This window comes from Halioglobus sp. HI00S01, assembly GCF_001635445.1.
Taxonomy (GTDB): Bacteria; Pseudomonadota; Gammaproteobacteria; order Pseudomonadales; family Halieaceae; genus Halioglobus; species Halioglobus japonicus.
In genome coordinates, this window is record NZ_LWEE01000322.1 from 133,092 (window position 1) to 154,854 (window position 21,763).

A 21,763-nucleotide genomic window follows, 5' to 3' on the forward strand; every position below is an offset into this window, starting at 1 on the left:
GGATAGGCGCTCTTCAAGGGCGAGCAGGAGGCAACGTTGCCGCAGCAGGCACATCCCGGCACTTACGATTTAACCGTTCTTGCGCCCATACTGGAGCGGGGCGGCGTCATTCTCACCCCTAACCTGCGACTTGGCCGTCGTATTATCGCCGCATGGAACGCGCATCAGGTACAGAGCGGCCTGCAGAGCTGGCCACAGGCACGGGTCTACTCTCTGGAATCCTATCTGGATCGTCGCTGGCGCGCTGCGGTGGCAGGCGGGGAAGTGGCCCCACGCAGATTGTTGTCGGCGATACAACTCAGGCAAATCTGGCAGCGGGTCATTGATAGGGACCAGGCTGGCCACGGCGACTACCACTTGCTGCAAACTGAAGGCGCTGTGGCCCTGGCCCAACAGGCAAGAGAGAATTTGCTGCGGACGAGGGTGAATGTGAAGGACAGCGCGGTCCGCTCCCAGTTTCGTCTGGATCCCGACTGCAGCTGCTATCTGCGGTGGCTGGATGCCTTTGACGGCGAGCTGCAGCAGATGTGTGCAGGGACGCTATCCGACGCTTTGATAGACGTGTTATCGGCGCCAACCATTGCGGCGCAAGACGATATCACGCTGCTGGATTTCGACGATGTGACGCGCCTGTACCGGGACGTTCTGGAGCGGCTGAGCTTTCGCTGCGAGGAAGCGCACAGTGATGCAGCGCCGGTGATGCCCCGGGTTTTTGCCTATCCAGATCGTCGCAGTGAACTCGATGCGGTCGCGGAGCGGGCGCTGGCCCAGTATCGCGCAGCCCCGGATATGACCCTGGGTATTGTGCTGTCGGATATGCAGGGCGACAGGGCGGCAATGGAGTATGCGCTGCGCCGTGCGTTTGACTGTCTCGGCGATAACTACACTTCGCTGCCGGTTAATTTTTCCACGGGTATCCCGCTCGATCGTGCGCCAGTGGTCAGAGATGCGCTCGGCTTGCTCGATATCAATCGCGGCGAACTCCCTTACGACGACCTCCTGATGCTGGTCCGTTCCCGCTTTATCGCTCCCAGTGATATGCGCGGGGAGAACCTTGTGAGCCTGTTGCGCCGTATTGCCGACGATGGCGCTGCGGCCATTGACCTCGGGCGCTTGCGCTACCTTGCCCAGCAGGTCCAGGTGGAGGAAGAGCGGGGCACGGCCTTCGGAGAGGCACTGCGTCGCACAGATAAGCTGCGCCTGCGCCACCTGCGCCAGTTACCCTCTGCGTGGGTGCAGAGCTTTTCAGACGTTCTTGCCTGCTGGCAATGGCCCGGCAGCGGTCCGCTGGATTCACTTGAGTATCAGCAGGTAGAGCACTGGTATCGGCTGCTGGAAGAATTTGCGGGCTTTGACGATGTCTGCGGCGAGCTTTCTCTCACCGCGGCACTAAGCCTGTTGCGCGATTGTTGTCGCAACCAGATCTCACAACCCCAGACCGCAGATAGCGTGATCCAGGTATTGGGGCCACTGGAGGCGGCGGGTCTGCAATTCGACACCTTATGTCTGTGTGGGTTTCAAGGCACTCGCTGGCCGGCACCGGCGCGACCAAACCCCTTTGTACCGGTCGCCCTGCAGCGCCAGCACCAGATGCCACACTCGAGTGCCGAACGCGAATGGCAGTACGCGGCTGACCTGATGCGCCTGTATCGCGCCACCTGTCGCGAGATGGTGATTTCTTACGCGGAGGAAATTGACGGGGTGCCGGAGTTGCCCAGTGCGTTGCTGGAGCCGTTCACCACTGAATCACTGCCGCCCACCAATCCCGTAGACTCCGACTGGACAGCTCGCCAGAATGCGGCCATTCGAGAGTCCGTCGATGACCATAACGGACCGGCGCCGCAGGCAGCGGAATTGACCCAGCTCTCCGGCGGGAGCAGCATCTTGCAGAACCAGGCCGCATGTCCATTTCGCGCTTTCGCCCGCAATCGCTTGCGCCTCGAACCCCTGGCCGAGCCGGTAATGGGTTTATCAGCCGCTGATCGCGGTACCTTGCTACATAACGCGTTGTTCATTTTGTGGGGAGAAATAAATGATAGCACCACGCTCGCGGGCATGGATAAAACGGCGCGCGAGCTGGCGGCCGAACGCGCCAGTGCTGCCGCAGTCACCGAGGTGCCACAGGCCACCCGGGAAGTCGCCGGGCTGCACTGTCTCGATCTCGAGAAGCAGCGATTGGCAGGGCTGTTGCAGGAGTGGCTCGACATAGAGTCGCAGCGAGCGCCGTTTACCGTCAGCGAAAGAGAATCCTCCATAGCACTCGAACTCGCGGGTATTCCGCTGAATTTACGCGTGGATCGAATCGACACACTGGAGGGCGGTGGGCAGTTGGTGCTGGATTATAAATCCGGTCGTAACGGTCTGGCCGACTGGCTGGGTGAGCGTATTGCGCAGCCCCAGTTGCCCCTTTATGGACTCGCCACCGGCGTCAATGCCGTGAGTTTTGCGCAGATCAGGGCCCGAGACTGCAAATTCACCGGTATCGGCGAGATTGACGGTGTGCCGGGCATAAAGAGTGATGTTGGCACCGCGATAAAACGCTGGCAGCCTGAGATCGAGGATTGGCCGGCGCTCGTCGCGCATTGGCGGGAGCAATTGTCGGCGCTGGCGGAAGCCTTTGTTGCGGGAGAGGCGGCCGTCGATCCCACGCCAACGGCGTGTAACTTCTGTGGACTTCAATCGCTGTGCCGTATCTCAGTGCAGGAGGCCTCGTTATGAGCATTGTCGATGCCACTGAGCGCCACGAGGCATTGGACGTCACCCAAAGCTTTTGCGTGTCGGCACCAGCCGGTTCAGGTAAAACAGAACTGTTGATACAACGTTTTCTGGCGCTGCTGGGTCGTGTACAACGCCCTGAACAGGTATTGGCCATTACGTTTACGCGTAAGGCGGCCGCGGAAATGCGTGAGCGTGTGGTACAGGCTATGGCCGACGCACTCCACGGCGTTCCCTGTCAGGGAGATCACGAGCAGGCGACCCGGGCGCTGGCATTGGCTGCCCTGGCACGCAGTGACGAACTCGGCTGGCACCTCACGCGCGACAATTCACGACTGAATATCAAGACCATCGACTCGTTCTGTGCAGGCTTGACGCGCCAGCTGCCGATTCTGAGCCAGTTCGGCGGTTCGGCCCAGGCGGTGGATGATGCAGTGCCTCTGTATCGCGAGGCGGTATCCGAGCTGTTTTTGCTGCTGGAGAGCGCAAGGCCGGAAGCGGAAGACCTGCGCCGGTTGCTGCTGCACTTCGACAATAACTGGGAGCGCCTTGCGGATCTGCTGATGGCCATGCTCGCCAAGCGCGATCAGTGGCATGAACACATGGGCGTGCGGGCCTCACCGGCCGAATCTGAACAACGTTTGCACTCACTGGTGGCAGCATTGGTCGACGAAAAGCTCGCGGAGCTGGCGGCGGTATTGGCACCGTTTGAAGATGAGCTGTTCGACTTGTTCTGCTACGCGCAGGGCAATCTGGGGGAGCCGGTACCGGATAACTTCCCCACGCCTGTGAGTGACAACCTGGCGCAATGGCGTGCCCTGGTGCAATTGTTGCTTACCCAGGACGGCAAGTACCGACGCTCTGTGAACGTCCGCAATGGCTTCCCTGCCGGCAAGGGTGAGGCCCAGGAGCACAAGGACCATCTCAAGCACCTGCTGGGTCGTATGGGAGAGGTTGCCGAATTGTTATCCGCCCTGAGGGCGGTGACGACGCTCCCTGATATGGGAGGGCATGCCGCTTCCTGGCAACTGGTAGTTCACCTGGCCCATGTGCTGCCTCTGGTCGCAGCGTGCCTGCTGCTGGTGTTCGAGCGGCGCGGCGAGGTGGACCATACCCAGGTGGCGCTGTCGGCACTGGATGCACTGGGAGACGACGAGCAGCCCACCGAGCTGGCGCTGCGGCTCGACTACAGTATTGAGCACATTCTTGTCGATGAATTTCAGGACACCGCCATCAACCAGTATCGCCTGCTGGGGCGGCTGACCCGTGGCTGGGGCGAGCACAATCGCCTGAATGTGCAGGCCCCGCGGACCATTTTTATTGTCGGCGATGGCATGCAGTCGATTTACGGATTCCGCAATGCCAATGTGGGCCTGTTCCTGCGCGCTCGACAATCCGGTTTCAATGGTGTGATCCCGGTGGCCATCGACCTGAAAAGCAATTTTCGGTCGAGCGCTTCGGTGGTCGACTGGGTGAATGCAACCTTCGAGGAAGCCTTCCCGCCAGAGGACGATGTGCGTCGCTCACGAGTGAGCTATACGCCTGCGGTAGCGGTGAAACCGCCGTCGTGTGAGCCTGCAGTAGAGCTGCACGGTTTTCGCGGCGAGAGCGCCGCAGTGCAGGAGGCGCGGTATCTTGTTGATCAGATCGTGGCCGGTCTCGACGACGAGCAGTTTGAGTCAATCGCATTGCTGGCGCGTTCGAGGGGGCAGTTGGCGGCCATTATCGAAGAATTGCGACTGCGTAACGTGGGTTTTGCCGCCGAAGATATGGATCCCCTGGCGGGTTCCCCGGCCATTGTTGACCTGCTCACCCTGTGCCGTGCGCTGGCCAACCCGGCTGATCGGGTCGCCTGGTATGGCGTGTTACGTGCGCCCTGGGCAGGCCTCGATCTGCAGGATTTGCATTGCCTGGCCAGCGCAGCTGCAGATGCACGCTGGCAGAATCTACCTGCGTTACTGCGCGCCAGACAATGGCCTGAAGCCTTCTCCGAGCGAGGACAGACTGTGCTCGAGCGCCTCGCCGCTTGCTTCGACTGGGCGTGGCACAAGCGTGACCGGCTTGCGCTGCGGATTTGGCTAGAGCAGCTGTGGTTGCGGCTCGGCGGACCACAGTCCCTCGCCAATCCGGCCTACCTGGAAGATGCGCAGCGCTTTTTCGAGCTCTTGCAGGAGTGCGGCGAGGTCTGTGGCCGTCTGGACATCGCCTGGTTGGAGCAGCGCATCGCGAGGCTCTACGCCTCCGGCGAAGGCGGCAGTGCAACATTAAAAGTGATGACACTGCACAAATCCAAGGGGCTGGAATTTGATTGGGTCATCATTCCGGCGCTGGGGCGGGGCACACGGGGTGATAGTCGCGATATCCTGCTTTGGGATGACTATATCAGTCCCACGGGAGAACGCGGCTTCCTGTTGGCCGCCGATGACCACGGCGATACCAAAGCCCCGAGCCTGTACAACTTCCTGAAATCTCAACGCAGCGAAAAATCGAGGCTGGAATCCACGCGCTTGCTCTATGTTGGTGCCACTCGCGCCGTGAAGAAATTGACGCTGACGTCGGCTTTGAAAGAATCTGCACAGGCCTCGCCGGGAGAGTCCGCAGAGATCAAGCCACCCTCTGAAGGATCGTTGCTGAGTTGTATATGGCCCACCTTTGCCAGTCAGATGCAGATTCATGAAGCGGTAGAGGAGGCCGCCTTAGGCCCTATGATCTCGGTAGCATTGCAGCGTGTCACTACGTTGCCTGTACCGTCCACGCCGCCTCTGGCAGAGCGAGAAGACGGCCCCAATATTCCGGAACCCGCCTTTAACCGCGTTGATCGCCATGTGGGGACAGTGATTCACGAGCAGCTGGAATATCTCAGTGCCGCACAGGACCTGCCTGAACAGCTCGGATCAGAAAATATAGAGCGAATGGCCCTGCGCCTGCGTGAACTCGGGGTAGGCGGACAACTGCTGGAGGATGCGCTGCACAGAGCGACACAGGCCGTTAACACGACGCTTGCAGACAGTGATACTGGCCGATGGGTACTGAGCTCTGCCCACAATGACGCGGCCAGTGAATTGGAGGTGGTCGTTGTAGATGCTGAGGGTATAACGGCAGAACTGGTGATCGACCGGACCTTTGTCGACAGCCGTAGCGGCGTACGCTGGATTATCGATTACAAAAGCAGTGTGCCGTCCGCCGAGGAAAGCCTCGATGCCTTCCTCGAACACGAGGCAGAGCGCTACCGCCCACAGTTGTTGCGCTACCGCCAGTGTTTCAGTGAACTAGCTGCTGAACAGGTCAAATGTGCACTGTATTTCACTGGCCTCGGGCGGCTGCAATTGGTTGAGGTTGAAGCGGTTAGCTGAACTGGCTGATCACGTCGTCCGCGAAGCGCTTAATGCTGTCCACCTTGTGTTCCAGTGCTTCGCTGTTACCGTGATAAAACGGCCAGGGCATGGTCATGATATGAGTGACGCCGGCATCTTCAAGGCGCCGGTAGCCATCGGCATCCCAGGCATCGTTAGGGGTCGCCATCACCTCGAAAGCTTCATTGCCGCGGCCGAACTCACTGCGCCATTGTTGAATTTTTGCAATCGACTCGATGATGTCTTCGCTGCTCTGTAAGTCGGTCACCCAGCCATCACCAAGACGGGCAGCACGCTTCATAGCGGGATTGGAGATGCCGCCTATCCACAGCGGAATGCGCTCAGTCGGCGCGGGGTTCATTTCCATCGGTGCAAACTGGTAGTGCTGACCTTCGTAGCTGACCATCTCGCCGCTCCAGAGTAAGCGCATAATCTCGATCATCTCATCAGCGCGCTTGCCGCGGGTGGTAAAATCCTGCCCCATTAACTCAAATTCATCCCGCGACCATCCGACGCCAAAGGCGGGTGTGATTCGATTATTGGAAATAATCGCCGCCGTGCTGATGGCTTTGGCCACCAGGTAGGGGTTGCGCATCGGTAGCACAAACACATTGTTGGTAAAGCGCAAGTTCTCGGTAATGGCAGCGAGAGCACCAATCATTACCCAGGGGTCAGGCCAGTCGGTAAAGGGTGCCCAGCGCCTGCTACCGTCCTCGGTATAGGGGTAGGGAGTGTTGATCGTTTCCGGGTTCACCACGTGATCGGAGAATGACATGGCGTGCCAGCCATGGGTGTCTGCGACAGGCGCAAGAGAAGTGAGGTGAGAGACGGAACTAAATGAGGTCGAAAGTACAAACTTCACTGGCGGAATGCCCCTATCGCTGAGTTATTATCTTGCGCTCACTTTAGCCGCTGTGAAGGTTGCTGTCCCTTGAGTCATTCAACTTGTCGCCGATTCGACCACATTGTCATACTGAGCGGAGCGGGGCTGTCCGCCGAGTCCGGTGTGGCGACCTTTCGCGACCCCGAGGGCATCTGGCAGCAATACGACCCTATGGATTTGGCGACGCCCGAGGCCTTTGCCCGCAACCCGTCGCTGGTGTACGAGTTTTATAACGCGCGGCGCAAGCAACTCGACGACGTTGCCCCCAACGCTGCACATTGTGCCCTGGCGCGACTTTGCCGTGAATATCAGGGGCGGGTTTTTCTGGTGACCCAGAATGTCGATGATTTATTGGAGCAGGCCGGATGCTCTGAGGTTTGCCACATGCACGGCGAGCTGCAGGTTGCGCTGTGCACCCATTGCGGTGAGCGTTCCATTGCAGCGACGGCTTTCGACGGCGACAGCCAGTGCGTTCACTGTAGCGAGGCGGGTGGGTTGCGTCCGGATATCGTCTGGTTCGGTGAAACGCCGTATCACATGGCGGCCATTGAGCGTGAGTTGAGCACGGCAGATTTGTTTGTGGCGATCGGGACCTCCGGTACGGTATACCCTGCAGCAGGTTTTGTGCAGGAGGCGCGCTGGTGTGGCGCCCATACGCTGGAAATTAATCTGGAGTCCAGTGAACGAGCCGATGTGTTCGATGAGCACCGGTTTGGGCCCGCGACGGAGCAAGTCACCCAGTGGGTAGAGGAAATACTCGCCGGTCAGTGACCGGCGAAGCAGGGGTGAGCGTGTGTTATTTCGCCTCTATATCGGCGCTAACCATGTCCAGTGAAAGAGCAACCGCTTCGCGGTAGATCACTACGATAGTCTGGCCCAGCTCTACGCCGGACATTTTTTCCGGTTCCACATCTTCAATGAGATGAGCGCGGCCATTGGCATCGAGCAGCGTGACCGTCCCCAGCAGTCGGTTCATGCCTTCTATGGTGCAAACCGCGCGGATTAGACGGGCGCCGCCGGCCACCGGCTCGCCATCAACCACACCTTCGCCGCCATCTTCAATCACAACCCAGGGGTTGGCCATTTCTTCTTCCGTGGGCTCGCGAATTTCACCTTCAAGGGCGGCCAGATAGGCCAAACGCAGCTTGTCGCCAACGGTGACATCCTCCAGGCTGACCAGTTCTTCTCTGGCGTGCACAGTAAAGCTGTTACCGAGGGGGCCCTTGAGCGTCACCAGACGGTGCTCGAGATCGATTTCGGTGATCACGGCCTCGACTTCTACCGCGGTGGCCCGCACGTTGGCTTCCTGTGCAGTTGATTCTGCTTCCTGGGCGATGGCTGGGAGACAAAACGCCGCGAGAGCGATAACAAGCCCGCGCGAGGCGCGGCTGAGGATATTATTCATTTATGCGTTCCTTGTATGAGAGGTATCAAGAGTGCGTACAACGCGTGTCGGCGGCACACTGTTACAACATAGCCGCGCTACGCGGATCAGGCAACTGACTCAGCCTGCCAGATTCTGAACTTGCGGTTCTCGGCAAGAATGGCGGTATTCCGAAAATGCGCGTTGAGTAGCCGGGCGTAAGGAAGATGACGATTGGCCACCAGCACCAGAACGCCGTTTTCACTCAGTCTTTCCCGAGACTGCATTAATAGCCTGCGTCCCGCAAAGTCGTCGACACTGTGGCCCAGGTGGAAGGGGGGATTGCAGAGGATTAAGTCGAATTTTGTCTCGCTGTTTAACAACCCGTCGCCATGGAGAAAGTGTGCGGTCTCCCCGGGGTACAGGGCTTGCCAGTTGGCGCGAGCAGAAGCCACTGCCATGGCAGATTCATCAAAGAAGTGTACCTCGCTTGCAAGGCCCAACTGTTTTGCGCAAAGGCCCAGCACGCCATTGCCACAGGCGAGGTCGGCCACGCGATGCGCAGGATTGAGTGCGGGCAGGTTTTCAATCAGAAAGCGGGAGCCGATATCCAGGCTCGAGGCACTGAACACATTTGGTGAGCCCGTGAGTTCACAATCCAGAGGAGGGCAGTAGTAGCTTGGGTTGAGTGGCGGCTCAATGGTGCTGCCTGCCTCGCGTATGGCGGTAAAAACTCGCGCCTTACGGGCTCCCCGATGGCGCTCGACATGGCCAAAATAGCGGGCAATGGTGGCGGCGGTGGCGGGAGAAAGATGCTTATCCATGCCAGCGCAGATGAGTTCAGCGCCCACCGGCATAACATCGTGTAAGGTGGCCAGTTGGTGCTCGAAGTAGGCGCTTTGCTTTGGAACCCGTAGCACTACCGGCCCCTCTGCACAGCTGGGTGCTTGAGTGCTCCAGATAACGGCGACCGGAGAGCAGCTATTGGCCTGCAGATTGGCGGCGGTCGCCAGGGCCGCCAGCGCTGAGTCAGTCCAGAGTTGCTGCGGTTGCAGGGCCACGCACAGCGCGCCATGTTCGTCATTGACGACCAGGGACGGTGCCGCGCCGCGTTCGAGGGCGGCATCCATGAGTAACAAATCGGCGCCGCACCAGGCCTGTAGTTGTTCGCCGGCGCGTTGCGGGTAGCGATGGAGCTGCCAGCTGCCATGGGCGGTTTCCAGGCGACTGGCGGCGGCCATGTTAATCAACCACCACTGACATACAAGGTGAGCTTTTGACCGGGCTGCAGGTAGGCGTTCGGGTCGAGGGAGTTCCAGGCAATGATATCGTGCACCGACACCTTGAACTTACCGGCTATCCTGTACAGCGAATCGCCGCGGCGAACGCGGTAGCCACGCTTGGTAGGCGAAATGCGTGAGCGGTCGGCCATGGCCAGGCTGGTGGCCCAATCGCTGCCCTGGGGAATCATGAGTGTGTCGCCGGCGCGAATCATGCTACCACGTATATCGTTGACCTGGCGTAGCAGCTCCACCTCGGTGTCGAATTTCCGGGCGATGCGGATCAGGTTGTCGCCGTTCTGGATGCGGTAGTGTTCCCAGCGCACCCGGTCAGCGTCGGTTAGCTGGGCAATGCCGCTGTGGAAGGCATCAGCGGTGCCGGTGGGAAGAAGCAGTTCCTGGGCAGTTTCCGGTGATGTGGCCCATCGCAGTTGACCGGGGTTCAGGGCCTGGATCATGCTCAAATCGACGCCTGCCAGTGATGCCGCCCGTGCCAATTCTATCTGTCCGCCAGTGTTGCCCACGTCGAAAGCCGGTGAGTTTGGCACGGGGGGGATCTGCACGTCAAAGGCTTCGGGGAAGGCAATGATCTGGCTCAGGGCTAGAAGCCGGGGCACGTAATGACGTGTCTCCCGGGGCAATTTCAATGACCAGTAATCCGTGCCCAGGCCCTGCTTGGTATTGGCCCGTTGTGCGCGACCGACGCGTCCCTTACCGGCGTTATAGGCGGCAAGGGCGAGCATCCAATCCTCGTCGAACTCCTTGTGCAGAGATTCGAGGTAGTCCAGGGCGATCCGCGTGGATTCGCGCAGATCGCGACGACCGTCGTACCACCAGTCGCTGTGCACGCCCAGCCAACGGCCAGTGGCAGGCATGATTTGCCAAAGTCCGGCGGCTCGCTCCGAGGACACTGCAAAAGGATTGAGAGTGCTTTCCACCAGCGGCAACAACGCCAGTTCGATGGGAATATCGCGCTTTTCCACTTCTTCGACAATGTAATACAGGTACAGAGAGGCGCGCTCAGATACGACAGGCAGATAGCTGGGTTGCCGCAGGTAGTGGTCGCGAGCATGGCCTACCTGTTCGTTGTGAATCTTTTGCCAGGTCATCTGGCGGCGGATTCGCTCCCACAGATCGGCCGGTGGTTTGTGGGGAGTGGCCTCGGTGTCGCCAGCGAACATTTCTGTGGGGCTGGGTTCGGTATAGGTTTCCCGCTCACCGGAATGCGTCGTATCGGTGGGGTTGTGTTGGCATGCCGCCAGTGCAGCGGACATCGAAAAGGCCGCAATAAGTCTTCGTAACATTATGAAATATAGATCAAATTAGTTTTTATTTTCTGGGTCCAAAAAGCCCCGCTACAAGCGAATTGTGGCCCGTCTGGGACGTATGATGCCAGTGAATAATTGTCAAAAGTTGTCCTTCCAGCCCCGTACTGCGGCAAACACTTCTGCCCCTGTAGTGCCGGACAGCTTGCCATGGCGACGCATGGCGTCGACCAACTCGGGGGCTTCGCAGCGCATGAAGGGGTTGGTGGCCGTCTCCAGCGCCAGGGTCGAGGGGACGGTGGGCAGCCCCGCCGAGCGAGTCGACTTCGCCGTGGTAATTCGCTCGGCGAGGGCCTGATTGTCGGGTTCTACAGTGCTGGCAAAGTCAAGGTTGGCCAGGGTGTACTCGTGGGCACAGAATACCTGGGTATCTGCCGGTAATTTGGCCAGTTGCTGGAGAGAGGCGTGCATCATGCCGGGCGTCCCCTCAAATACCCGCCCGCAGCCGCCGGCGAACAGGGTGTCGCCGCAGAACAATTGGGCGTTGTCTGCGCTGTGGTAAGCAATATGATCGAGGGTGTGCCCCGGCACTTCAAGCACATCGAAATAGGTGCCGAGTACGTCGACGCGGTCGCCCGCCCGCACGACCACATCTAGCTCATCAATGGCGGGATTGTCCGGCCCATAGACAGTCGGTGCAAAGGCCTCGCGCAGCGCGCCAAGGCCGCCCACATGGTCGAAATGGTGGTGGGTGATTAAAATGCCTGTCAGGTTCAGGCCTTCCTCTTCGAGCCGGGCAAGGACGGGGGCCGGGTCGCCGGGGTCGACTACAAATGCATCGCCCGTCGAATCTGCGCTTATCAGCCAGATATAGTTGTCGTCAAAAGCGGGAATAGGTCTAACTGTGAGCATGGGAAATCGTTTCAATAGCGGGTAAATGCAGTAAAATGGCGCTCTATGTAGCGGTGGTGCAGAGCGCGCCCGTGGATTGAGTAATGAGCCGGCAGTTTAGCGAGATTTTTGACGAACTGGAATCCTGGTATGGCATGGAGGCGGGGCGGGTCGTGCTGGACAAAATTCGCGCCCATCTCGCCACCTATCTGGATACCGCCTTCGGCTACCACATACTGCAGATTGGGCCGGTACGCGAGCACTCCCTGATAGAACAGGGGCGCATCCATCACCACATTTATGCAGGCCCCCGTGGTGGCAGCGCGGTCGGTTTGCTTTGCGAGGGCGATGAATTACCACTGGCCAGTGACAGTGTCGATGTGATTGTCGCGCACCATAGTCTTGAGTTCAGCACCAATCCTCACCAGGTGCTCAGGGAATTGCAACGCGTGCTGACCCCTCAGGGCCATCTGTTCATCGTCGGCTTCAATCCCTTCAGTTTGCGTGGTCTGGGATTACTGCTGAAGCGCTTTGGACGGTATTCGCCCTGGCGCCGGCACCACCCGGTTTCACGCGATCGCCTTTGCGATTGGTTACGCCTGGTAGGCTGTGATCCCGGCAGCTGTAGTTTTCTGCATGCAGTGCCGGGCATAGGCGGGCGTCGAGTGCGCAACCTGCTTGAGCGGCTGGATAACGCCTGCGGGCGCTATAATCTGCCACTGGGCGGCCTGTATGTGGTGCACGCCATCAAACAGCAGCCCGGAGTTACTGGCAGCCGTCTCGATCTGCGCAAGCACGGCGGTAAACTCATCGGGCTTGCTGTGCCCAAACCTGCCGCAACGCCCAGCCCGGCGCCTGCCGGGCCCGCAAGAGGACACTCAGGCGCTATTCGCAGGCGTCCGAACGGAGACATTATTCATTGAAAGACGTCGAGATTTTCACCGACGGGGCCTGCCGGGGAAATCCCGGACCAGGTGGTTGGGGCGCGCTGTTGCGCTATCAGGGCAACGAGAAGTCACTCTATGGTGGCGAGCAGGAGACAACCAATAACCGCATGGAGTTGCGCGCGGCCATCGAAGGGCTGATGGCCCTGAAGGAGCCTTGCAGTGTCGTTCTGACCACCGATTCGGTGTATGTCAAAAATGGCATTACTCAATGGCTGGACGGCTGGAAGCGTAAAGGCTGGAAGACCGCGGGCAAGAAGCCGGTTAAAAATATCGACCTCTGGCAGGCGCTGGACGAGCAGAATCAGCGCCATCAGGTCGATTGGCGCTGGGTCAAGGGACACAGCGGCCACCGCGAAAACGAAATGGCAGATCAACTCGCCAATCGAGGCATCGATGAGTTGGTAACCCCCTAACGGAATACAAGCAGACTATGCGTCAAATCGTACTGGATACAGAAACCACCGGCCTGGAAGTCACTCAGGGTCACCGCATTATCGAAATAGGCTGTGTCGAACTCGACAACCGACGCCTGACCGGCAATCACTATCACGTGTATATCAACCCGCAGCGTGAGGTTGATCAGGGCGCGATTGAGGTTCACGGCATCACCAATGAGTTTCTGGCGGACAAACCCTTGTTTGCGCGGGTGGCACAGGAATTTTTTGACTTCGTAAAGGGCGCGGAACTGGTTATCCATAACGCCCCCTTCGATGTTGGCTTTCTGGATGCCGAGCTCAAGCGACTCGACAAAGGCTATCCGCCGCTGAGCGAGTGCTGCAGTATTGTCGACAGCCTGATTCTCGCCCGGGCCAAGCACCCCGGCCAACGTAACAACCTGGATGCCTTATGCTCACGCTACGGCGTCGATAATTCCAGCCGCGACCTTCATGGCGCATTGCTCGACGCGGAAATTCTCGCTGACGTCTACCTGACGATGACCGGTGGGCAGACCTCGTTGACGCTGTCTGACACAGACCGTGATTCGGCGGGCTCTGTGGGTGGCGAGCGTATTCAGCGTCTCTCTGTCGAGCGTAGACCGCTGAAGGTGATCGAACCTTCAGCGGAAGAATTGGCAGCACATGAAGCGCAGTTGGAAGCCATTGCCGCCGGGAACGGCGGCAAGGTGTTATGGCGGGAACAGGGTTAGCTGGCTAAGCCCTAGGCGCTAGACAAAGGCGCTTACGCACGCCAGACCGACACCGCCAAGCACCACGGTGTAGGGAATGGCCATGATGACCATACGGCCATAGGAAAGTCGGATAAGCGGCGCTAGTGCTGAGGTCAGCAGGAACAGGAAGGCCGCCTGGCCGTTCGGTGTGGCCACACTGGGCAGGTTGGTACCCGTGTTAATGGCAATCGCCAGTTGATCAAATTCCGCCCGGGTAATAGTGCCCGCATCGAAGGCATTCTTCACTTCGTTAATGTATACCGTCGCGACAAACACGTTGTCGCTGATCATCGACAGCACGCCATTGGCGACAAAGAACATGGCGGGACGAATTTCGGCATCCATTGCCAGCACTGTGTTAATCACCGGCGAGAACAAATGCTGATCGTGGATAACGGCTACAATGGCGAAGAATACGACCAGCAGTGCGGTGAAAGGCAGGGCTTCTTCAAAGGCGTGGCCAATCTGGTGCTCCTCGACAACCCCATTGAATGCTGTCAGCAGTACGATCACCATCAGACCGATCAGACCAACCGCCGCCCAGTGCATGGCCAGCGCTGCTACGAGCAGTGCAGCGACAAGTGCCTGGATCAACAGGCGTGCGCGGGCGCGACTGTTGCGCTGCGACGATTCCTTGCGTTCAAACTCCACTAGCACCTCACGTACACGCGGGGGCAGTTTGGCGCCGTAGCCAAATTTGCCGGACAGTTCAAGCAGTACACAAGTGACAAGACCGCAGGCGAGTACCGGCATGGTTACAGGCGCCATAACTTTCACAAAGGTGATGAAGTCCCAGCCAGCCACTGTGGCGATAAGCAGGTTCTGCGGTTCGCCAACGAGGGTGCACACGCCACCGAGGGCAGTGCCCACGGCGCCGTGCATGAGCAGGCTGCGCAGGAAAGCGCGGAAATCTTCCAGATCCTCGCGATTGCTCTCTTCGACGGAGTCGTCTTGCGTGTGGTCATGATTATCGCTGCCGAAACCCTTGCCGGAAGCCACCTTGTGGTAGACCGAGAAGAAGCCAACCCCCACGCTGATTAACACAGCGGTTACAGTCAGGGCATCGAGAAACGCTGACAGTACGGCGGCCACCAGTGAAAAAAGCAGTGACAGCAAAACCTTGGACTCCACCTTGAGCAGAATCTTGGTAAACACGAACAGGAGCATTTCTTTCATGAAGTAGATGCCAGCCACCATGAACATCAGCAGCAGAATCACCTCAAAGTTCGCCAGCGTCTCCTGGTAGACCATATCGGGCGATGTCATCCCCAGAACAACCGCCTGGATGGCTAGTAGCCCGCCTGGCTGCAGCGGGTAGCAGCGCAGGGCCAGCGCCAGGGTGAAAATAAACTCGCCAATCAGGACCCAGCCAGTCACAAAGGGACCCAGAGTGTGCAGGAGAATCGGGTTGATAAGCAAAAAGGCGACGATCGTCTGCTTGTACCAGACAGGCGACGGACCAAGGAAGTTCTTCCAGAGAGAAGCTGCTGTAGATTCGTTCATTGAGCTGACTTATTAAAATACACGAAGGCGGCATAATACGGGAAATCTTCGCATTGTGCGCGCTCTTGGTGGCAAAAAGTCACCGGCAATCGTCCTCTTGCCGACACCCCGCGCGGGGCATACTATAGCCGGTCCTTTCTGATCAATAATTCACAATATGTTTCGACCCGAAAACGCGCCTCCTGAAGGCGACCTGCCCGAGCTGCACGTGGTATTCCAAAGCGGCAAGCTGGTCACAGACATGCGCTCGACAGAGCTCTGCCTTCTCGAGGGGCAGCTGACTCGTATCTTGGGCTGGCAAGTTCGCCGCCGGCAGTTTATCGGTCTGTGGGGCGAGAAACCGGTGTTTGCTGTCGAAATCGACGAGCGCGACGAACTCGATCCGTTGCAATTCGCCTCCGGGTCACTTTACCAACTGCTGGGCAGGGTGGATGAGCAACTGTTCGCTGCGGCAGGCCGGGCAGCACAGCTGCTGGACTGGGAGCGCGACCACCAGTTTTGCGGACGGTGCGGAGGCGCTATGCACACCGACCTGGCCGAGCGCGCGATGCGTTGCCCTCCCTGTGGCACGACCCTCTATCCACGGATTGCGCCCTGCATTATTACCCTGGTCACGCGAGGTGACGAACTGCTACTGGCGCGGAATGCCAATTTCCCCGGGCCGATGTACAGCACGCTCGCGGGTTTCATTGAAGCAGGGGAGAGCGCAGAAGAAACGCTGCGCCGCGAAGTGCGTGAAGAGGTGGGCGTTGAGGTTGACCAGTTACAGTATTTTCAGTCTCAGGCCTGGCCTTTCCCCAACCAGTTAATGCTCGGCTTTTATGCGGAGTACGCCAGCGGTGAGATTACCCCTGACCGCACTGAAATCGCCGATGCGCAGTGGTTTCACTACACCGATCTGCCTGCTATTCCACCTGCCAGCTCAGTCGCTGGGCAGCTTATTCGGCACTACGTTGCCTCTCGTCACCCTTAACGTCTGGAGTACATTTTGGAGTTTCTGTTCGAATTTGGTTTGTTTCTCGCACAAGCGGTCACGCTCGTTGCCGCCATTCTTATTCTGGTCGCAGGAATGGTCAGTATTGGCCAGCGCCAGCGTTCTGAGCTACAGGAAGGGCATATTGAAATTCGCAACCTGAACGAAAAATACAAGCTCATTGGCTCAGCCATTCGAGAGACCGTCGAGCCTGAAGATGCGTTTAAGGACCAACGTAAGGAAGAGAAAAAGGCTGAAAAGAAAAAAGCCAAGCAGGAAAAAAAGAACCGCAAGAAGGAAGAGAGCCCCGAGCAGGACCGCAAGCGTCTGTATGTGTTGGATTTTGACGGTGATATCAAGGCCAGTGCCACCGACAATTTGCGCGAGGAAATTTCTGCCATTCTCACCGAGATCCGTACAGGTGATGAGGTGCTGGTCAAAGTTGAAAGCCCGGGAGGACTTGTTCACGGTTATGGTCTGGCGGCCAGCCAGTTACAGCGCTTCCGTGAAGCAGACGTACCGCTGACGATTGCGGTCGACAAGGTGGCGGCCAGTGGCGGTTACATGATGGCCTGTGTCGCCAACCACATTGTGGCTGCACCATTTGCCGTGATTGGCTCTATTGGTGTGCTGGCACAATTGCCGAACTTTCATCGCCTATTGAAGAAGCACGACATTGATTTTGAGCTTTTTACCGCCGGTGAATACAAACGCACACTGACTATGTTTGGCGAGAACACGGACAAGGGGCGCGAGAAGTTTACTCAGGAACTGGAAGACACACACGGCTTGTTCAAACAGTTTGTTTCTGACAATCGACCGCAATTGAATATTGACGCTGTTGCCACCGGCGAAGTCTGGTATGGGCAGCAGGCGGTAGATAAAGGCCTGGTAGACGCCATCATGACCTCCGATAGTTTCCTGCAGCAACACCTGGCTGACTGGGATGTCTATGAAGTGCGTTTCGTACACAAAAAAAACTGGCAGGAAAAACTCGGGCTGGCTGCAGAAGGGGCCATGGAACGCAGTTTTCTCAAGGTTTTGCAGCGCAGCCAACGCCCGCCGGTATAGGATGCTTTATTCGCGCTCTTTGCAGGCAGAGCGCTCGACGATTGCGCGATTGACCATCGCTGACTGATCCTCGTCGTCGGCCAGCACTGCGCCGCTGACATTGTTCTGCAGATTGGCGCAGGGGTCTTCCTCATACAGTGTGAGCATCGCCAGTACTGCAATAACGATAAGCACCAGGGCGAATCCCAAAATTTTCGGCAGCGTTTTAGGCATGACAATTGCTCATTCGTTACATGATATAGGGTTCTGGCTCATCCAGGCGCAGCGCACGAACTGCCTGATGATGGCTCAAATAGACCTTGCCTGACAGCTGGTCGAGGAAAGCAATTGCCTGTAACGCATCCATCACAGGCCCTTTAACCTCGCTGAGGTTAAGCGTCATACCGAGTTCCATCAGGCGGTGATCAACCGACTCGAGCATCTCCAGGGCACTCATATCAATCTCATTGACCGCTGTGCACTGTAAAACCACATGCTGCAGTTCGGGGCGTTGCGCTACCAGGCCGTATATATATTCTTCGAGGTATCCTGAGTTGGCAAAATACAGGCTTTCATCGATGCGAATAGAGACCAGATTGGGGTAGGTAATGACCTGGTGCCGTTCAACATTGCGGTAGTGTTCCGTACCCGCAACAGCGCCCACAACCGCCACGTGGGGCTGAGAAGTCTTGTGCAGGTGGAGCAGCACTGAGGCGGCAATGCCGCAAATCACGCCCAGTTCAACCCCTGTCAACAGGGTTACCAAAATTGTGACAACAGCCGCGAGAAAATCTGAGCGTGAATAGCGCCATGCTTTGGGAATAATCGAGAAATCAATAAGCGCAAGCACGGCGACGATAATGATCGCAGCCAGGGTAGCTTTGGGTAGGAAAAACAGTAGCGGTGTTAGGAATAGGCTACTGAGGGCAATACCTGCAGCTGCAATAACACTCGCCAGTTGGGTGCGGGCGCCGGCATCGTAATTGACGATGGAGCGTGAGAACCCACCGGTGACCGGAAAACCACCGCTTATGCTCGACGCCACATTGGCGCCTCCCAGTGCAATCAACTCCTGATTGGCATCGATACGCTGGCGTCGTTTGGCAGCAAGCGTGCGGCCGACCGAGACTGACTCGACAAAGCCAATAAGTGATATTAACAACGCGGATACAGCGAGTTCACGCCATAGTTCGAGGCTGAAAGGTGGCGCTGAAAACGCCGGCAGGCCTGCGGGAATAGCGCCCACAAGGCTCACGCCTTGCACTTCAAAGTCTAGCCAGTAGCTGCAAGCCACAGTGGCGAAGATCGCTGCAACAGGTGCGGCGCGCGCCAGAATAGCGGCCAGTGACAGGGGCAGCCCAATCCGTAGGAGGAGGGGTTGAAGATGGCCCCGTGCCCACCACAGAAACGCCAGCGCGCCTGTACCTGTGGCGAGCGCATAGCCATTCAGGGTGTTGAAGTTCGTCAATATTCCAGAAAACAGCGCTGGAAGATCGCTGCCCTGGGCGTCTATGCCAAGCAGGTGGCGCACCTGGCTGACCGCGATGATGATGGCAGACGCCGTAATAAAACCTGATACCACAGGGTGCGATAAAAAATTCGCCAGAAAACCAAACCGCAACAATCCCATGGCGATGAGCATCAGGCCCGACAGTGCCGCCAGCGAAATGGCCGCGCTGGCATAGTCCACTTCCCCGCTGGCAGTTACGTGGGACAGTGCCGATGCGGTCATTAACGAGATCACCGCTACGGGGCCGACCGATAGCGCTCTACTGGTGCCGAGCAGGGCGTAGACCATTAGCGGTAGTATAGAGGCATACAGGCCCATTTCCGGTGGAAGGCCTGCCAATAGCGCATAAGCCAGTGACTGAGGGATGAGCATTATAGCAACGAGAAGGCCCGCCAGCAGGTCGGCGGTGCCATCTGCACGAGTGTAGCCGACCAGCCACGCGCTAGGGGGAAACTGGTCCGACCATTTAGTCAACCGCGTCACCCTTTCGCGCCTGCTGCAGGTGTTTCACAACGGGCTTCGTTGTCGACCAATTGCATTAACTCTTCGAATCTTGGCTGCTCGCAAAGGGCATCGAACCAGGGCAGGTTGAAGTAGTGCCCCGCCGACCCCTTGTCCATGGCTTCTTCAACCTTGCCTAATGCATCGAGCTGCATATCGGAGAGCGTATAGACCAGGGCCGCTGCGCGGGCGTCGCCGGCAGAATAGGCCTCGCGCAGTGTTGAGCGTGCAAGCGTAACCGCACGATCAACCTGCCCGAGATGGGCGAAGGCGAGGGCGCCCGCCTGGGGTGCCAAGAGGGGATTTCCAGCTTCCATATCGCTGGCCACTTGCTCATAAAGTGCTTGAGCTTTGTCGGTGTTGCCCAACAGTTCTTCCGCTTCTCCCAGTTGCAGCACGCGCGATGGCATGCCTGGGTCGAGGGCGACAGCCTCGGTCAATGCGCGTTGAGCAGCTTGGTAGTCTCCGTTGAGCAATTGTGCGATTCCCAGCAAGGCCCACTTTCGCGGCGCGGCAGCGAGCCCCAGGCTTCGCTCCATCGTGTCGACCGCGAGGTCGAGCTGCCCGTTAGAGATCTGGTAGTCGGCCAGTGCATCCAGAGCAACGGTGCTACCCGGGTAGCGCTCCTGCAATACAATCAGCGCGTTCTGCGCGTCATAAATGTCTCCTGCTTGATAGGCGTTGCTCGACTGGCGTGTGAGAAAGTGCGGTGACGGCTGAATGATGGACGCTGCAGCAAAGTAGGGCATCGCCTCATCGTAACGACCACTGCCGTTGAGGATTTCGCCCTGCATATAGCTGGCACGACCCGGATCGGTCCCGCGTTCGATCAACGCAATCTTGTATTGATCCGCTCGCCCGAGCTCCTTGCGGCTAATGGCCAGCAAAAAGCGTTGATAATCGAGCTGTTCCGGATCGTCTAGCGCGGAGTCGGCTGCGTCAAGGCGCTGCTCGAGACGCTCCAGTAGAGGTGATGAGGCGGTCTCTCGATAGAACTGTAATGCCACATCGGAGTAGGTTCGATAAAGCGGTGTAAAACCGGGCGCCAGCTCAAACAGCGCATGTAGCTGTGATTCGGCCGCAGAGGTTGGGTAGTGTTGGGTCTTCAAACTGCGGCGCAGATCCAGGTACTTGCGATAAGTGGTCTCGTCGATCGCCCCAAGTGGTTGGGGCTGCGTTTCCTCCGGAAAGAGGTAAGGCCACTCGTCGAGGGCCTGGTTGCGAGCGGATATTGTGGAGGTGTCCGCGAGCTCGATCTGACGATAGGCCACGCTTTCGGCGCGGTTGCCATTGAAGCGGGCGATCTGCAGTTGGCAGGGGTTGCTGCTGCAATCCAGTCGACTGGTTACCAATGCATCGGCATTGAGCTGCTCGATGATCTCAGCTTCGTCGAGGCCTGATCCGAGATCGGAACCTTCGTAGCTGACCAGTGCAATACCATCCGCCGCCTCAACAGCTTCCTGCAGTGTTTGGTGCACTGCCTGCGCGACGTACATATGATCCTCAACGTGCCGGTTGGAGCGAACAACATCCGTCGAAGCGATCGCGATATACGGTACTTTCGAAGGCTCTCGCATGTACACCAGAGTGGTCGTAAGTGCGATCAGCAAGATCGCCGACACGGCGANCCACCGCCGATTGCGAGTGCCTTCCTGCGCGGGCGCCAGCTGCTCAGGCAGTGGTGTTTCCTGCTGGTAGTACTCGTACCAGGCAAACCGGAAGCGTTCCGCTGCCTGGGCTGCGGTGGGTCTCTGGGAAGCCTTGCCGTTAATCAGCGCGGCGAGTAATTCCCCCATGTCCGGGCTGAGGTTGTGCCTGTGCTCGACGAGCATGGACTCTGCCAGTCGGCCCAGGGCGAGGACATCCTCGGCTGAATCGCTCTTTTCGCTGGCGATGCCGAAATCGTTGACTTTGGCGGTGCCAGCAGGGCTGATCAGCACGTTCTCTGCTTTGAGGTCGCAGTGGGTCACGCCTGCCTCATGTGAAGCGGCGAGACCTGCCGATATCTCTGCCAGCCAGCGCAGCCGCTCGCCAAGGTCGACCCGGTGCTCGCGCAGGTGCAAGAACAGGTTGCGGCCTTCCACATATTCCATGACCAGCGACAGGCGGCCCTCGTCTTCGATGAGATCGTAAATCTGCACGACATTGGGATGGTTGAGCTGGGCAAGCAGCAGCGCTTCGCGCTTCAGGTGCTCACCCCAGTTGCCTTCGGGCAGGTCTGCCCGGAGGTATTTAACCGCGACACTGCGCTGCAGGCGCAAATCCTGGGCAAGATAGACCTCGCCCATACCTCCGCGGCCCAATGCGCGGATGATTTCATACTTTCCGGCGAGAACAGATCCGGCTTCGGTGGGCACGCGG

General features: G+C 58.4%; 17 protein-coding genes. 8 read left to right on the plus strand and 9 right to left on the minus strand.

Annotated elements, in window-relative coordinates; genetic code table 11:
* The first annotated feature begins 36 nt into the window (after positions 1 to 36).
* Positions 37 to 2,718, plus strand: coding sequence for a PD-(D/E)XK nuclease family protein (locus A3709_RS20330; RefSeq protein ID WP_066059038.1), 2,682 nt, complete (start codon positions 37 to 39; stop codon positions 2,716 to 2,718).
* Complete coding sequence (locus A3709_RS20335) at positions 2,715 to 6,068, plus strand: exodeoxyribonuclease V subunit beta (RefSeq protein ID WP_066059041.1); 3,354 nt, start codon at positions 2,715 to 2,717, stop codon at positions 6,066 to 6,068. Before A3709_RS20330 ends, A3709_RS20335 begins: the two co-directional genes overlap by 4 nt.
* On the opposite strand, the gene A3709_RS20340 is transcribed toward A3709_RS20335, so the two are convergent.
* On the minus strand, positions 6,061 to 6,930 hold the full coding sequence (locus A3709_RS20340; protein WP_066059044.1) for an LLM class F420-dependent oxidoreductase: 870 nt from the start codon (positions 6,928 to 6,930) through the stop codon (positions 6,061 to 6,063). The two genes, A3709_RS20335 and A3709_RS20340, sit on opposite strands and share 8 nt — an antisense overlap.
* Positions 6,931 to 6,999: 69 nt before the next feature.
* Here A3709_RS20340 and A3709_RS20345 point away from each other — a divergent pair, with 69 nt between their 5' ends.
* Positions 7,000 to 7,722 carry an NAD-dependent deacylase gene (locus tag A3709_RS20345; RefSeq protein ID WP_082850259.1) on the plus strand — a complete coding sequence of 241 codons (723 nt, stop codon included), beginning with the start codon at positions 7,000 to 7,002 and terminating at the stop codon, positions 7,720 to 7,722.
* 25 nt (positions 7,723 to 7,747) lie between these two features.
* On the opposite strand, the gene A3709_RS20350 is transcribed toward A3709_RS20345, so the two are convergent.
* From A3709_RS20350 to gloB, 4 genes are all read right to left on the minus strand, one after another.
* On the minus strand, positions 7,748 to 8,356 hold the full coding sequence (locus A3709_RS20350) for a hypothetical protein (RefSeq protein ID WP_066059047.1): 609 nt from the start codon (positions 8,354 to 8,356) through the stop codon (positions 7,748 to 7,750).
* Between the two features lie 86 nt (positions 8,357 to 8,442).
* Complete coding sequence (locus A3709_RS20355) at positions 8,443 to 9,555, minus strand: class I SAM-dependent methyltransferase (protein WP_066059345.1); 1,113 nt, start codon at positions 9,553 to 9,555, stop codon at positions 8,443 to 8,445.
* Positions 9,556 to 9,560: 5 nt separating this feature from the next.
* Complete coding sequence (locus tag A3709_RS20360) at positions 9,561 to 10,868, minus strand: LysM peptidoglycan-binding domain-containing protein (RefSeq protein WP_229801887.1); 1,308 nt, start codon at positions 10,866 to 10,868, stop codon at positions 9,561 to 9,563.
* Positions 10,869 to 11,000: 132 nt separating this feature from the next.
* Positions 11,001 to 11,771 carry a hydroxyacylglutathione hydrolase gene (gene gloB, locus A3709_RS20365; RefSeq protein WP_066059053.1) on the minus strand — a complete coding sequence of 257 codons (771 nt, stop codon included), beginning with the start codon at positions 11,769 to 11,771 and terminating at the stop codon, positions 11,001 to 11,003.
* An 83-nt stretch (positions 11,772 to 11,854) separates the two neighbouring features.
* On the opposite strand from gloB, the gene A3709_RS20370 reads away from it, so the two are divergent.
* From A3709_RS20370 to dnaQ, 3 genes are read left to right on the plus strand one after another with little or no spacing between them, the layout of a single operon-like run.
* Positions 11,855 to 12,673 carry a class I SAM-dependent methyltransferase gene (locus tag A3709_RS20370; RefSeq protein WP_066059057.1) on the plus strand — a complete coding sequence of 273 codons (819 nt, stop codon included), beginning with the start codon at positions 11,855 to 11,857 and terminating at the stop codon, positions 12,671 to 12,673.
* Positions 12,670 to 13,110: a ribonuclease HI gene (gene rnhA, locus A3709_RS20375; protein ID WP_066059060.1), complete on the plus strand. Its 441-nt coding sequence runs from the start codon at positions 12,670 to 12,672 to the stop codon at positions 13,108 to 13,110. The genes A3709_RS20370 and rnhA overlap by 4 nt, the downstream gene beginning before the upstream one ends.
* 17 nt (positions 13,111 to 13,127) lie before the next feature.
* Positions 13,128 to 13,844: a DNA polymerase III subunit epsilon gene (gene dnaQ / locus A3709_RS20380; RefSeq protein ID WP_066059064.1), complete on the plus strand. Its 717-nt coding sequence runs from the start codon at positions 13,128 to 13,130 to the stop codon at positions 13,842 to 13,844.
* A gap of 18 nt (positions 13,845 to 13,862) precedes the next feature.
* Here dnaQ and nhaB read toward each other — a convergent pair whose 3' ends face one another.
* Positions 13,863 to 15,368 (minus strand): sodium/proton antiporter NhaB, encoded by a 1,506-nt coding sequence (gene nhaB, locus A3709_RS20385; RefSeq protein WP_066059068.1) that lies wholly within the window; start codon positions 15,366 to 15,368, stop codon positions 13,863 to 13,865.
* Positions 15,369 to 15,525: 157 nt separating this feature from the next.
* On the opposite strand from nhaB, the gene nudC reads away from it, so the two are divergent.
* Positions 15,526 to 16,341, plus strand: coding sequence for an NAD(+) diphosphatase (gene nudC / locus A3709_RS20390; RefSeq protein WP_066059071.1), 816 nt, complete (start codon positions 15,526 to 15,528; stop codon positions 16,339 to 16,341).
* Positions 16,342 to 16,356: 15 nt separating this feature from the next.
* Entirely contained in the window at positions 16,357 to 17,412 is a 1,056-nt protein-coding gene (sohB, locus tag A3709_RS20395) for a protease SohB (protein WP_066059075.1), read from the plus strand.
* Positions 17,413 to 17,418: 6 nt separating this feature from the next.
* On the opposite strand, the gene A3709_RS20400 is transcribed toward sohB, so the two are convergent.
* From A3709_RS20400 to A3709_RS20410, 3 genes are read right to left on the minus strand one after another with little or no spacing between them, the layout of a single operon-like run.
* On the minus strand, positions 17,419 to 17,625 hold the full coding sequence (locus A3709_RS20400; protein WP_066059078.1) for a hypothetical protein: 207 nt from the start codon (positions 17,623 to 17,625) through the stop codon (positions 17,419 to 17,421).
* 16 nt (positions 17,626 to 17,641) lie between these two features.
* Positions 17,642 to 19,384 carry a SulP family inorganic anion transporter gene (locus A3709_RS20405; protein ID WP_369795168.1) on the minus strand — a complete coding sequence of 581 codons (1,743 nt, stop codon included), beginning with the start codon at positions 19,382 to 19,384 and terminating at the stop codon, positions 17,642 to 17,644.
* Positions 19,381 to 21,759: a serine/threonine-protein kinase gene (locus tag A3709_RS20410; protein ID WP_156507878.1), complete on the minus strand. Its 2,379-nt coding sequence runs from the start codon at positions 21,757 to 21,759 to the stop codon at positions 19,381 to 19,383. The genes A3709_RS20405 and A3709_RS20410 overlap by 4 nt, the downstream gene beginning before the upstream one ends.
* Between the last annotated feature and the right edge of the window lie 4 nt (positions 21,760 to 21,763).

Coding starts and splice junctions, on each gene's coding strand:
- A3709_RS20335 (WP_066059041.1), top strand. CDS start 2,715: ATGAGCATTGTCGATGCCACTGAGCGCCACGAGGCATTGGACGTCACC.
- A3709_RS20350 (WP_066059047.1), bottom strand. CDS start 8,356: ATGAATAATATCCTCAGCCGCGCCTCGCGCGGGCTTGTTATCGCTCTC.
- A3709_RS20355 (WP_066059345.1), bottom strand. CDS start 9,555: ATGGCCGCCGCCAGTCGCCTGGAAACCGCCCATGGCAGCTGGCAGCTC.
- A3709_RS20360 (WP_229801887.1), bottom strand. CDS start 10,868: ATGTCCGCTGCACTGGCGGCATGCCAACACAACCCCACCGATACGACG.
- gloB (WP_066059053.1), bottom strand. CDS start 11,771: ATGCTCACAGTTAGACCTATTCCCGCTTTTGACGACAACTATATCTGG.
- A3709_RS20370 (WP_066059057.1), top strand. CDS start 11,855: ATGAGCCGGCAGTTTAGCGAGATTTTTGACGAACTGGAATCCTGGTAT.
- dnaQ (WP_066059064.1), top strand. CDS start 13,128: ATGCGTCAAATCGTACTGGATACAGAAACCACCGGCCTGGAAGTCACT.
- nhaB (WP_066059068.1), bottom strand. CDS start 15,368: ATGAACGAATCTACAGCAGCTTCTCTCTGGAAGAACTTCCTTGGTCCG.
- nudC (WP_066059071.1), top strand. CDS start 15,526: ATGTTTCGACCCGAAAACGCGCCTCCTGAAGGCGACCTGCCCGAGCTG.
- A3709_RS20400 (WP_066059078.1), bottom strand. CDS start 17,625: ATGCCTAAAACGCTGCCGAAAATTTTGGGATTCGCCCTGGTGCTTATC.